The sequence below is a fragment of the Chitinophaga arvensicola genome (assembly GCF_900110835.1).
In the GTDB taxonomy this organism is placed as follows: domain Bacteria; phylum Bacteroidota; class Bacteroidia; order Chitinophagales; family Chitinophagaceae; genus Chitinophaga; species Chitinophaga arvensicola.
On the sequence record NZ_FOJG01000001.1, the window covers coordinates 166,287 to 180,348 of the forward strand.

Consider the following 14,062-nt stretch of genomic DNA (forward strand, 5'->3'; position numbering starts at 1 on the left):
GTTTAATATCGGTTAGCACATCACTGGTCACTTGCCGGCGGCATGCCCACGGTCAACCATTTTTCAGATTCCGTTGCCACGCTATCCATACTTGCATCCAGCTTATACAATTTATAGCGGTTAATAATATTTGTCACTCTTTTAATCCACTCATGTCCGGCAGATGAATAACCACTATGGTTCATTTTTTTGAGCCATACTGTAAATTCAGGATTGCCTTTCATTTCGCCGAACCATTTCTTACGTGCCAGCAGCTCCACAAAATGCTCATAGGAAGCCATGTCTGTTACGTATTGTTTATAAACGGAACGGTGTCCCGGTTTAATCTGGGACATGTTATTTTTGCCCACAATACCAAAGTGGTTGTGTAGCAGTTTTGCATTTCTACTGGTGCCGGTGCCCGATTCCAGCATCGCTATCCCCAGGATAACACTGGCTGGAATACCGGTTTCCTGCATTAATTCTACAGATACCGGTTTAAATTTCTTCAAATAACTGTTTGTGGATTGTTGTGCAAACCCAACATTGCTGAGCATTAGCAATAATAACACCGCACTAGTCCATACTGTCCTCTTAAAGAATGTTGAAATTCTCATGGTAGTATTGTTTGATACAGGTGATAGTTTTCTCTTTGTTTTCAGCATCATTTTCTTACCTCACATATCAACGATGATCACACCGCAATATTACTTTAAAAATTTAAATAATACGTCTCCTCTGTTTCTTATCTAACCCGTTAATCTCTTGTTAAAAAAAATTGTACCTTATAATTGTGGCAATCCCCTTTGATGCGGCACTTTACCATATCAAAGGGGATTTTTAGCTACAAAAGCCTTGCTACTTGCAAAGACTATGCCGGTAAGTTCGGTTCAGCTTGCTCCGGGTGTCAGGCATTCGTCAAAGAATACGCTGTTACCGGTGCTGCCTTACTTTACCAGGCTGATCTTCAACTCATCCAGCTGTTTCTGGTCGATTGGACTTGGAGCATCCATCATGACATCGCGACCTGAATTATTTTTCGGGAAAGCGATAAAATCACGGATACTCTCACTGCCACCTAACAGCGAACACAGGCGGTCAAATCCGAAGGCAATACCTCCATGTGGCGGTGCACCATATTCAAATGCACCCAACAGGAAGCCAAATTTACGTTCTGCCTCTTCCTTAGTCATTCCCAGGGCTGCAAACATCTTCTGCTGCAGATCACGCTGGAAAATACGGATAGAACCACCGCCGACTTCTGTGCCGTTTAATACTATATCGTAGGCGTTTGCCTTAATGTTAGCGTATTGTGAGGTATCGTCCATCAGAGCTATCTGCTCTGGCTTTGGTGATGTAAACGGATGGTGACGGGCCACCCAGCGCTTTTCTTCTTCGGCGTACTCAAATAACGGAAAGTCTATTACCCACAACGGTTTAAACTCGTTTTTGTTGCGTAAACCAAGGCGTTCGCCCATTTCCAGGCGGAGTTCGCTGGCAGCTTTGCGGGTCCGCTCTTCCTTGCCAGCCAGCACCAGGATAAGGTCTCCGGGTTGCGCCTGACATTTTTGCGCCCACAGCTTCAGTTGTTCCTCGTCAAAAAACTTATCCACAGAGCTTTTCAGGGTGCCATCTGCGTTGTAACGCACATAGATCAGACCTGTCATGCCGATTTGCGGACGTTTTACCCAATCGGTCAGCTCATCCAGCTGTTTACGGGTGTATTCTGCACAACCTTTAGCAGTAACAGAAATGACCAGATCAGCCTCATCAAATACCTTAAAGCCTTTTCCTTTGGCCACATCGCCCAGGTTTACCAGTTTCATATCGAAACGGATATCCGGTTTGTCGTTGCCATAAAACTCCATCGCATCGTCGAAAGTCATGCGTGGGAAAGCTTCCGGAAACTCGATTCCTTTTATTTCTCTGAAGATATGCTTCAGCATATGCTCAAAAGTGCTCAGAATATCTTCCTGGTCTACAAAGCTCATTTCACAGTCGATCTGCGTGAACTCCGGCTGACGATCTGCGCGCAGATCCTCATCGCGGAAGCACTTTACAATCTGGTAGTAGCGGTCAAATCCACTCACCATCAGCAACTGCTTGAAGGTTTGCGGCGACTGTGGCAGACCATAGAACTCATTGGGGTTCATACGGCTTGGCACTACGAAGTCGCGGGCGCCTTCAGGAGTAGAGTTGATCAGGAAAGGCGTTTCTATATCAACGAAACCGGCAGTATGCAGATAATTACGTGCTGCACGGCCTACCTGGTAGCGCAGTTCCAGATTTTGTCTTACCGCATTACGACGCAGATCGAGAAAACGGTATTTCATACGCAATTCATCGCCACCATCGGTATCATCCTGGATGGTAAACGGCGGTGTTTTCGCCACATTGAGGATGGTAAAATCGCTCACGGTAATTTCAATATCACCGGTGGGAATATTTTTATTCTTATTGGAACGCTCGGTTACGGTACCTTTTACCTGGATAACAAACTCACGGCCCAGGGGCTGTGCATCCAGCTTGGCATTCAGGCTTTCCCCGAACAACAATTGCGTAATACCATAGCGGTCTCGCAGATCAAAAAAGTTGATGCTGCCAAACTTTCTTACTGTCTGTATCCATCCGGCCAAAGTTACTTCCTGGCCCACCTGTTCCATTCGTAATTCCCCGCAAGTGTGCGTCCTGTACATGCGTAAATAATTGATTTAGTTAGTCTTATGGTTGAAATATGGAATAAGTAATCATCAATTGGCGACCACCCTCCAGCTGTTCACTTATACCCATAAGGGGGGCAAAGATACGGTTTGGATCGGGCATTTTATGCCCGTCGTATGTTAAAAATATCGTTGCAGGTCTATTTCCGGCATCAGTGGGGCGTTAGCAACAAGCACATCCCTGAAATGAGCCGCCATAAAAGGCGCCAGCGAACATCCTTTGGTACCAAGCCCGTTGAACAGGCCTATCGCCGGGAACTCCGGATGAAAGCCAGCCATCGGACGACGGTCATTTCCCGAAGGCCTCACCGCCGATAACTGTTCTACTACCTCATAAGGTACCGTTAGCAGCTGTGCGAGGCTCTTTTCCAGCACTTCCCTTTGTTTGGCTGTAGGATGGTCGTTTTCATAGTCCCAGACAAAAGAAGACCCCGCCCAGTACAATCCATTCTCCTGGGGCACCAGGGTAATTCCCTTCTTGATTATATCCGCCGTTTCGAGTCCGGGTATTTTCACCAGCAATACTTCCCCCTTGTTGGGCAGGAATTTTATCTCCTTAAAATAAGGAAGGCGCGTGGTACCTACGCCATCACAAAAAATGATCTTATCCGCAGTAATATCTTTATAAATTATTTTCTCGGGTGTTACTTCCAATGCGTTGGCATCAAGATGTATTTCTTCCAATGCCTCCAGCGATTGCAGGTACCGGCGATAAGCCGGCAACAGGGATCGCAGGTTCACCGTAGCGCCATGCACAACGGCCGCTCCAAAAGGCTGATCCAGGAAAGCTTCATATTTCAGCGCCGCCGGTAATTCCGTATATTCATTACCGGTAGTTTTCGCCAGAAAAGCATCGCGCATCTGGGCAGAAGGGAAAACTGTCCAGAGGTCTCGCTCGGTAAAAACAGGTACCTGCAACAACTCTGACAGCTGCCTGTAGGCATTTCTTGCAAAAGGATAAATCGTCTCATACATCCAGGCTGGTTCAAACCGCCGCCCCGACACCGGGTTAATAATGCCCGCTGCCACCCGGGAAGCGCTGTTGGATTTAGCGTCATCGATCACGATCACTTTTTTCCCGGCCTGTAATAAGTACCAACTCAGCATAGTGCCTGCAATGCCCTGGCCAACGATCAGGTAGTCTACTTTCCTCATGGCGTCAAAAATAGGGAATTTCCGGAGGGGGTATAAGTATAAGAACAGTATCAGCGATTATTAACAATTTCATTTATATAGTCAATCCCAAAGGGTCGTATGACATTTCTTTAAAAAGTAAAAGGCTGACCAATTTTCACATTGGTCAGCCTTTATATTAAATCTATCCGGCAATAATTACTCGGTCACTTTCACATTCAATCCAGCACTATGTGCCGAAAATTCCGGCGCATACATACACTCTGCAATACTGATACCATTGGAGAATTTCCCCTGATGGGTCACAAACAGCGTGTATTCAAACACGTGCGTTCCTTTGGGCAGATAGCTGAAAAAGAAATCGGTAGAAGCATCGCGTGTGCTTTCGTAATAGCTGAGACCATCCTGCCATTTGCTGGAACTGATCACGTTGGTCGGCTCAAAACAAGCCGCCCGCATATCTTTCAGGTGAATGTATTCCATGGGCCTGTCGGCTTTCAATACTACTCTTACTTTTACCTTATCTCCTACTTTCAGTTCGTTGCCATCGTTAATTCTCGTCAGTACCGGACCTTTATCGCTGTTTACTTCTTTAAACAGTTCTTTTTCCAGCACCAGTGGTGTAGCGGCGGCAGTTATTTTATCGAGATCTTCGAAATACTGCCAGTAAACAGCGCCCCAGGAAGGCTGCCCTTTACTACCGGTCACGGTTACACTGATATTACCCATATCCGCTTTCACTGCCTTGGCAGCTATCTTCTCTTTGAAATAACCGGTGCCGGCTTCTGTGGTGGCTGGTTTTATAGTGGTGCTACCTAACTGCACCACTACTTCAGGTGTAGCGGCCAGCCAGTTACTACCCTGGAGCAACATGGCGTAGCATGCGTCTGCAGTGGATTTGGTGGTATGCCAGTTGTTGGTTTGCTTATTTTTCAGCAACCAGGTTTTCATCCCTGCTACAGCATCGGCGTCTTTACCTACAACCTGAAAGGCTTCTATCAGCAAGGCCTGGGTTTCAATAGGCGCCTGGTACCAGCTGTAACCGGATGTTACATCTTTCCAGTACATGCCCATTTCCTTGGTGTTCATGGCATTTTCTTTCAGAGATTTCAGGATAGCCACGGGGGTTATCTTATCTCCTTTTTTGAACAACGACAGCGCGATCATGCCTTGCGCATATTTGCTTTGTTTGGTCCAGTATTTCTGTTGCTGCGCCAGGAAGTAATCAAATGATTTTTTCATGGCAGTAGGTACCGGCCGGTTAAAGAAACTACGCGCATAGAGGTAATGGATCTGGATCTGACTGATCTGTTGTGCTTTCAGATCGGCTTTCGCCTTTACCAATGCGTGATAGTCTTTGTCCAGTTGAATATCCAGGTAGTCCATGGCACGGTTAGCCATTGCAGTAGCGGTAACATCGTCTTCCCCTGTCAGCTGTTGCAGATGGCCTAAGCCGGCTACTATGTATTGTGTCAGGAAACGATCTTCCCACATACCGGTAAACCAGGGGAAAGCGCCATTCGGCAGTTGTTTATCCCCCAGTTGCAGCAAGGCGGCATTTCTTTCCTTCTGCATCCGTTTCAGATCAAACAACAACGCGATATTCTTTTTCTGCTCTGCTTCATCCTTTGCCTCCATCACCCAGGGGGTTTGCTGGAGCAATACGGATTTCAGCTCTTCATTTTTTTGCAGGTTACTTTGCAGTGCGGTGGTATCGGAGATCTTCCATTTTTCGAAGATGGCTTTCAGTCCGGGTGTTACATTGGTAATATGCGATGCCAGTGCATTGGCATAAAAGCGGTTAAACACCTGCTCAGCACACTCATACGGGAACTCCATCAGGTAAGGCAATGCCTGCACCGCGTACCAGGCCGGGTTGCTTGTGTATTCTACCGTAACACCATGTTGTACCAATGTCTGCGAAGAATCACTGTGCAATAATTTTCCGAAGCTGAAGTCATTTTTACCATCTCCGCGAACCGGTAATGGCAGTGATTCCGTAACCAGCATTCTGTTGGTAAGTACAGGCAGTGCATTTTCTTCCCCATCGCTGAAGTTGCCTGCCTGCGCAGTAACACGATATATCAGCACGCTCTGGAAGCCATGCGGAATCTGGATCGGGAAACTCACCAGGGCGCTTTGTCCTGCCTGTGCAGTGAAATGCTGTACCGGGAAAATATTCTGGAACCAGCCATCTACCGGTTGCAGCGTAACTGCATCCAGCAATTCGAGGTGTGCCTGGCCTATCAGCTGTGAATCAGACAGGTTGCTCACTTTGGCGGTGAATTCCATTTTATCTCCTTCGCGTACAAAGCGGGGCGTATTGGGCTGCACCATCAGTGGTTTCTGCGTTACAATACTTGCGCTGGTATAGCCGAAAGAGAGATCCTTTGTGTGTGCCAGTCCCTGGAAGTTCCATTTGGTGAGGGCTTCCGGGATGGTGAATTCAAAGGTGATGTTACCATCTTTATCAGTACGGAGATCCGGGAGGAAGAAAGCGGTTTCCTGGAAGTTTTTACGGATAGAGGGAGCAGATCCTTCATTCGGAGCCGCAGGTGGATGCATTTCATCTGCGCGGGTTGAGTCAAAAAGTCCCACCGTCATCACTTCCTTATTGTCCATCATAGCAGGGGCCGGAGCAGCTTCGTACATCACATCCGCTCTCGCCTGCGCCATCGCTACTACTCCTTTTTTTCGCATTAAGCCACCAGCGGCCATTGGGCGGCCCATCCAGTTGCCATCACTCATATTCCAGTCGAACAGATCCAGCCCTTCATATGATTTATCCACCGTAATGTGGCTTTTACCTTCTTCATCATACCATAACCGGGATTCTTCCATTTTAAAGTTATCTCTTCCGCCAAAAGCAGTAACGGCGTAGGTAGACGGGTAAATATAAGGTAGTGCCCAATTGTGCGTTACAAATTCATCCAGGGATGCATCATACATGGATGCCAGCATTTCCGCCGCTACCTTTTCATTTTTGTAGCCTGAAATCTGCGCTGTCCACTTTTCTTTTTCTCCTGGTAAGAGTTTGTCGCGGTGCGTACCCAGCTTCACTTGCAGCTCTTTATTATCCCAGGCTACCGTAATGTTGGCATTAGCAGTGAAAATCCGGTTATCTTTTACAAATACATAATTTACACCAATACCACCTCTTTCGCTTTCTGTAATGGGGAATTCCATTTTTTTCACGCCGTTCAGTTCCAGTGAAGACAATGTTTCCTTTACAGGCACCGTTTTCTTCGTTTGTATTACATGAACATCGTTTGCGGACGTACCCAGTAAAACAGTGCTCGTTTTACCCGGTTCGCCGATAGTTCCTTCCGTTGACAACCAGATGTATGCTGGTGCAGCCAGTGTTTTAGCGTTTACATCTATTAATTCGAACGTAGATTTCTGTACTACCGGTTCGTTGTTTTTATCTTTCGCGCTCACTTCCAGCTCATAAAATCCGGCCGGCAGTTTCTTCAGATCGAGGGCTACCTTGCCTTCCGGGTTCCCCTGCACGGTTTCCTTCAGCACAGCAGTTTGACGGGGCCATGTAAGGCGATCATCTTCATCCTTGTAGATATCTACCGGAAACGCCCGTATGTAGCTGGCTTCGTCCATCACAAACTGATCCGGCTTGTCCCAGTAACGCGGACGCAATAACCTTTTATTCGGCGTCAGTGGTTTTATCTGAACCGTAAGAGTGGCCGGTTCAAAGGCTCCGTTGAGATTACGGGTGGTGATACCGATGTATTTTACTTGTTCCTTATCTACCCGGTCTGCTATATCTATCCCGATTTCCAGCAGCTGGTAGCCAACACTGATACTTTGATCGCTGCTGCGGGTTTCTCCGTTCAGGTCCGTAACATCTGCATGAACCACATAGGTAAACACCGGTTTGCTGGCAGGATCTACTGTTTTATCATTTAAAGCCGGGAACTTCACCTGGAAGTTTCCGTTGGCGTCGGTAATGGTTTCGCCATGGCTTATTTCACGGGAAGTACCGCGTGGAACACCTATCTTATAAAATAACCACGAATAAGGGTAGCGTACCTGGCGTTCTACCCGGTAAACTACTTTGGCGCCGTCGATATTATTACCGGCAAATGCCAGTGCCTTTCCATTGGCAGTAACGGTATCCCCTATACGATAGCTGTTTTTCACTGTATCAAAGGTCACCTGGAATTTAGGACGTTTATATTCCTCTACCTGCAAAGACAGGTAACCGTTTCCTGGCTCATCCCGCAGACTGTAAGTTCCGTTCATACGGCCTTCCGGCAAAGTAAATTTCCCGGAATAGCTACCGAATTCATTGGTAGTGATTTTGATCGAATCTACTTTTTCTCCATTGGTATCATATAAAGACAAAGTCGATTTGTGATTAACCAGCAGATCGCTTTGTGTGCCTTCCGTACGTTTCTTTAATACAATACCTTTATAATATACTATTTGTCCGGGGCGGTAAATACTCCTGTCGGTAAACAGAAAGGTTTGTGTTTCCGGTGGGGTTTCCCGGTTATAGTTATAGTAGTAGCGGTAATCATCTTTATAAAGTTCATCTTTCCCATCTTTCCAGTATAACCGCAGGTAATTATTCTGCTTCATTTTCGGCACTTTCACGCTACCATCTTTCCCGGTATTCAATGATTGTGCGAGTACCCATTCCTCCCGGTTATTATTATTTTTCATTACCTGCACGGTGATACCAGCCAGCGGCTGCCCCGTGCTGCGGTTGAGGGCATAATAAAGTGTGTCGTTCTGGATATAACTGATATTGGAAACCCAGGTGAGCTGCATGGCTACCGGGTTATTTTTAAGCGAAAAACCGGGATCTACACTGGACAACAGCATATAATGACCTACCGGTAATGCGTCTATTTTTATTTCTGCTTTGTGATCGATATAGTCCTGCGGATCCGGTAATACCTGTTCCCAGGATTTAAGCGCCGGGCGGGACACGATCATCTTCCAGTAGGTATTCTCGGAGTTGCTATAATTGCTTTGTGCTTTCTGTAATGCCTTTAAAAATGTTTCATCAACCGGCACGATGCGCAGGTATATCTTATTGACATTTTTATATTTCACCAGCGTGCGGAATGGCAGGGCAGGTACATTCACGGATTCTGTAAGCAGGGTCGTTGATTTATGCAGAATCTGGTCCAGCATATACGCACAGGATACGCCACCAGCAGAGGCTGGCGCCAGCGCCACCGCTTTTTCACAGATAGCCTTCGCCTTTTTCATCGCATCGCCTTTTTCTTCTCCGTTGGCGCTGCGTTGCTGCATGTAATGGGATGCCTGCAATGCCATCACGGAAGTAACCTCCGGTTGACCGGTATAAGCTGCTTCCATCTGGTTCAGTGCTTCCAGATACAATGTTTCCTTGTCCTCCATCACGGCTACCTGGTTTACGAAAGATATTCTTTCCAGGTCAATATCCAGCAGGGCGGCTTTATCGCCTTCGTGCAGGCGGATCAGTTCCTGCAGGATCAGTAATGCGTGGTATTGCAGTGAGGCAGAATCGGCCGTGGTAAAGTGGTGTGCTGCAAACCTGGCGGCAGGCGCAAATACAGCGGGATCCGTCAGTTCGAACTGGTTAACCGGGTTGGTCAGTGCGGCTTCTCCGGATTTAAAATACTCCAGTGCCCGATGGGCCAGCAGATCATACAGGGTAGGCCGCAGGGCGCGGGTGTTCCCTTTAATGATGATCGGGTCAAATGCCGTCAGGCTGGTCTTTTCAAGTAAAGATCTGTCAGATAACGACGCCTCGTAAGCAGCCGTAATTTCCTGGTGAAGGCGGTCGGAGCCCCAGGTGGTTACATCTGCGCCGTTATCGTTCGCAATGGCCGTGCGGTTATAGAATTTATACCGGTTGTTCTGAAAGTACCGGAGCAGCATTTCTGCCTTGATACTTTGCAGGATGGCTTTCTGAGCGCCGGTGGCGGCAGTTATCCGCTGGTCCATGGTAGCCATGTTCTGCAGGGAACTGCTGTCGTTGATCTGTGCATTGTACTTCATCTGGAAGATGAGAGCTTTGATCTGTTGTGCCGTTGCTTTGTCTTTTACCGCCTGTGCATACACTTCATTTGCTACTTCCAGTGCGGATTTCGGCAATCCTTTTTCTTCCAGGCTGGCGATTTTCTTCCAGGAGTTATCATAATTATACTGGGCCATCATCTTATTGCTACTAAAGATTAAAACAATGAATATTCCGATGAATAAACGCATATAGGATCTTATTTACCGTAAGTAAGTTAGTTCTTTTAGAGAGGATGCCATTACGGGTCTGGTTTCCATAAAGGGGGAACAAAAAAGGTGAAAAGCGCCGGAAAAAATCCCTGTCACTTTTCACCTTTATATTTTTTGCCGGCAGATAATTATGCCAGGGCAGCTGTTTTGCTCAGTACTTCGGCCATTGTTTTGCCAATGTTAGCCGGGCTTTCCACTACGTGAACACCGCATTCAGCCATGATCTTCATCTTTGCAGCAGCAGTATCTTCCGCACCACCGATGATAGCACCGGCGTGACCCATACGACGTCCCGGAGGAGCTGTCTGGCCAGCGATGAAACCAACTACAGGCTTAGTACCGTTTTCTTTGATCCACTGTGCAGCTTCCGCTTCCATGCTACCGCCAATTTCACCGATCATGATGATACCTTCTGTTTCCGGATCGTTCATCAGCAGTTCTACCGCATCTTTGGTAGGGGTTCCGATGATGGGATCTCCACCAATACCGATGGCAGTAGAAACACCTAAACCAGCTTTTACAACCTGGTCAGCTGCTTCGTAAGTTAAAGTACCGGATTTAGATACGATACCGATCTTACCTTTTTTGAAGATAAAGCCAGGCATGATACCCACTTTAGCTTCATCTGCGGTGATAACACCAGGGCAGTTGGGTCCGATGAGGCGGGTAGTTGTACCCTGCAGGAAATTTTTCGCCTTGATCATATCCTGTACAGGAATACCTTCTGTGATACATACCACCAGAGCAATACCAGCTTCGGTAGCTTCCATGATAGCGTCAGCTGCAAATGCAGGAGGTACGAAAATGATAGAAACATTGGCGCCGGTGGCCTTTACTGCATCAGCTACAGTATTAAATACCGGACGTTCCAGGTGTGTGCTGCCACCTTTACCGGGTGTAACACCACCCACTACCTGGGTACCATATTCGATCATCTGCGTAGCATGGAAAGTACCTTCAGTACCGGTAAATCCCTGAACAATCACTTTGCTATCCTTATTAACTAAAACACTCATCGCGCTTGTTTTATTGGTTTAATGTTATATGTCTGATTCTTCTGGAGGGCAAAAATAAGCCGATTTCCATAATTCTGCAATTTAGTGCCTTTAAGATAAAGCTACCAATTGCTTTGGAAAATAATTGGCGTAAAAAGGCATAAAATCCGCCTGTACTGTGCATATATATAAATAAAAAACAACTTTATACCTTTCGTTATTATTTGATAATCAACTACATAAAAGAATTCCCGGAGATCTGACAGGCGTCAGATCTCCGGGAATAAGATATTTAAAAAATAAGATGGTTATATTTTATTTTCCGTCCTGCTCCTTTTTCAACTGTTCCCGCCACTTTCCATCCTTAAACAACTCCAGCTGGCGCATTTCCTTTGCTTCGCGCAGGAACTCAGATGCAAAGATGAAGTCGTTCAGCTTCTGGTCTTTGCTGAATACAATCTCCTTGTTACTACCTTCCCATTGCTTCTGACCCTGGTACATATATACAATATGGTCGCCGCTTTCCATTACAGTATTCATATCGTGGGTATTGATCACGGTAGTAATATTGTATTCCTGGGTGAGTTCTGTAATGAGTTTATCTATGAGCAGGGATGTCTGCGGATCCAGGCCGGAATTGGGTTCATCACAGAAAAGGTACTTTGGATTCAGTACAATAGCGCGGGCAATACCCACTCTTTTCTTCATACCACCGCTGATTTCAGCCGGGAATTTCTTGGCGGCTTCCTTCAGTTGCACCCTTTCCAGGCATTCTGCTACCCTGCTTTTCTTTTCTTTCAGCGATCCTTTACCAAACATTTCCAGCGGAAACATCACGTTTTGTTCCACCGTCATACTATCGAAGAGGGCAGAGCCCTGAAACAGCATACCTATTTCCTGGCGTATTACTTTCTTTTCCTTTTCGTCCATGGCGGTAAAATCCTGCTTATCGTACAGTATTTTTCCGTTGTCCACGCCCATCAATCCCACAATACATTTCATCATCACAGTTTTACCGCTTCCGCTTGCACCGATGATGAGGTTTACCTTGCCGGGTTCCATAATGGTAGATACGCCCTTCAGTATTTCCTTTTCCCCAAAGCTCTTTCTTATGTCTTGCAGTTCAATCATGATTACAGTAATATAGCCGTTAATGCGTAGTCCATGAATAATATCAGCACGCAGCTTACCACCACGGCAGTAGTACTGGCCTTACCTATTTCCAACGCGCCGCCGTTAACATTATAGCCGTAATAGGCCGACACGCTGGCAATAATAAACCCGAACGTATAGGATTTGGCCATGGCAAAGAATACGTTATAAGCCTTGAATTCCTGCCGGAGTCCCTGCATAAATTGTTCTGAAGAGATAATACCGGACAATACACCGGCTTCTTTACCACCCCAAACACCGAGGAAGCCCGCAATAGCCACCAGCACCGGTATCATCAATACGGCCGCCATAATTTTGGGGGCAATCAGGTATCCTTTGGTATTGATTCCCATAATTTCAAGGGCATCAATCTGTTCTGATATCCGCATATTACCCAGCTCAGAAGCTATTTTAGAACCAACCACACCGGCCAGGACAATACAGGTCAGCGTTGGCGCAAATTCCAGGATAATAGTATCACGTACCACCTGCGCGATGGTACTCTTGGGAATGATAGGACTTACCAGCTGATAAGCTGTCTGCAAAGTAGTTACCCCTCCCATAAACAGGGAAATAATAAAGACTATCCCAAACGACCCTACGCCGATATCCACACATTGCTGCATAAATTGCTTCCAGTACATCTTCATGTTTTCCGGGCGGGAAAACATGCCTTTGAGCATGAGCAGGAAGTTTCCGAAATGATAGAAGAATTTGAACTCCATAACTGACCAAAGATAGGAAGGATTTTTTCAAACCTATCCGAATTTAAGATTAAATGCAGCGGCTACCGCAAACTGCTTACCAACAAACGCTTCAGGCTGCGCTCAATAATTTCCCCCATTGTTTTACAACGCGAGAAAACAGCATCATGATAATATTCCGCCAACTCATCCCCCAGCTGCTGGATTTTTTCAGGGAAAGAAACCCGGTCGGTCATGATCACATCCCGGAGGTCTTTAATGCGGTGACGCTGCACCTTGATACGACGGGCAATTACTGCCCGCTCTTCCTGCTGGTACTGTTTTACCACCTCCGCATTCAGATGTTTGATGGCCAGGTCCACAAATATCCGGTTCTCCTTAAAGTACTGCGGCATATATAAAGTACGTCTTCCTTCATAAAACTGCTGGTCAAAATCAATGGCCCGGATACGAAACTGCACATCATCAAAATCCGGGGTAATATCAAAAATGAAATTATAGGAACGCATATCCCCCAGCAGGCGAACGAAGCAACGCTCATTGAATTTTACAAACTCTTTGGCAATACGTTTAGGGTTAAATTCCGGCCGGTTCAGGTAATGCAGGATAAACTGATCTCCAGGTACTCCCGCAATATGTTCTTCCACCAGGGTATTGCCATCTACCATAAAGTTCATCCAGTAGGGAGATAGGATATGCTCCAGTTCCAGGCCGTAAATACGGGATGCATCGGCGATCTTGATATAAAAATAGTCGTATACTTCGTTGTAATTATTGACAATCTTGATCCGGAAAGGATGTGAATTACCAAAGGTGCAGTAATCAATCCGCTCAATGTGAAGATGCTCTTCTGCGGCCTGATCACCACCTGCTTTCAGAATAGAATAGATCCGTTTCAGTCCGGCATGAATAGGCCCCACCATGCTTTGGGGATAAAAGACAGTTTCCCATAAAGTATCTTTTCCCTCCTTGTCATATACTGATATCGCCTGATCATAGTACCGCAGCTCCTCGTAAGACAAAGGCAGCTTTACTTCCCGCTCATACATTTTAAGGTAATTACGGAAGGCGGAGTTGATCGGAAAAAATATCTTCTTTCGGGAAATAGTTTGCATAGGATAAATATAGCGGATTTTTA

General features: G+C 46.3%; 8 protein-coding genes. All 8 read right to left on the reverse strand.

Annotated features, from left to right (window positions below; genetic code table 11):
* Positions 1-20: 20 nt before the first annotated feature.
* On the reverse strand, positions 21-491 hold the full coding sequence (locus BMW79_RS00735; RefSeq protein ID WP_177192002.1) for a glucosaminidase domain-containing protein: 471 nt from the start codon (positions 489-491) through the stop codon (positions 21-23).
* Between the two features lie 435 nt (positions 492-926).
* A complete protein-coding gene (gene aspS / locus BMW79_RS00740; protein ID WP_089889212.1) occupies positions 927-2,675 on the reverse strand; it encodes an aspartate--tRNA ligase in 1,749 nt (582 codons plus the stop codon).
* Between the two features lie 144 nt (positions 2,676-2,819).
* Positions 2,820-3,854 (reverse strand): NAD(P)/FAD-dependent oxidoreductase, encoded by a 1,035-nt coding sequence (locus BMW79_RS00745; RefSeq protein ID WP_089889215.1) that lies wholly within the window; start codon positions 3,852-3,854, stop codon positions 2,820-2,822.
* A 177-nt stretch (positions 3,855-4,031) separates the two neighbouring features.
* Positions 4,032-10,052 carry an alpha-2-macroglobulin family protein gene (locus BMW79_RS00750; RefSeq protein WP_089889217.1) on the reverse strand — a complete coding sequence of 2,007 codons (6,021 nt, stop codon included), beginning with the start codon at positions 10,050-10,052 and terminating at the stop codon, positions 4,032-4,034.
* Positions 10,053-10,201: 149 nt separating this feature from the next.
* A complete protein-coding gene (sucD, locus tag BMW79_RS00755; protein ID WP_089889220.1) occupies positions 10,202-11,089 on the reverse strand; it encodes a succinate--CoA ligase subunit alpha in 888 nt (295 codons plus the stop codon).
* A 294-nt stretch (positions 11,090-11,383) separates the two neighbouring features.
* Complete coding sequence (locus BMW79_RS00760) at positions 11,384-12,199, reverse strand: ABC transporter ATP-binding protein (RefSeq protein ID WP_089889223.1); 816 nt, start codon at positions 12,197-12,199, stop codon at positions 11,384-11,386.
* A 2-nt stretch (positions 12,200-12,201) separates the two neighbouring features.
* A complete protein-coding gene (locus BMW79_RS00765; protein ID WP_089889226.1) occupies positions 12,202-12,945 on the reverse strand; it encodes an MlaE family ABC transporter permease in 744 nt (247 codons plus the stop codon).
* A gap of 62 nt (positions 12,946-13,007) precedes the next feature.
* Positions 13,008-14,039, reverse strand: a complete 1,032-nt coding sequence (locus BMW79_RS00770) for a hypothetical protein (RefSeq protein ID WP_089889228.1) — start codon at positions 14,037-14,039, stop codon at positions 13,008-13,010.
* Positions 14,040-14,062: the final 23 nt, after the last annotated feature.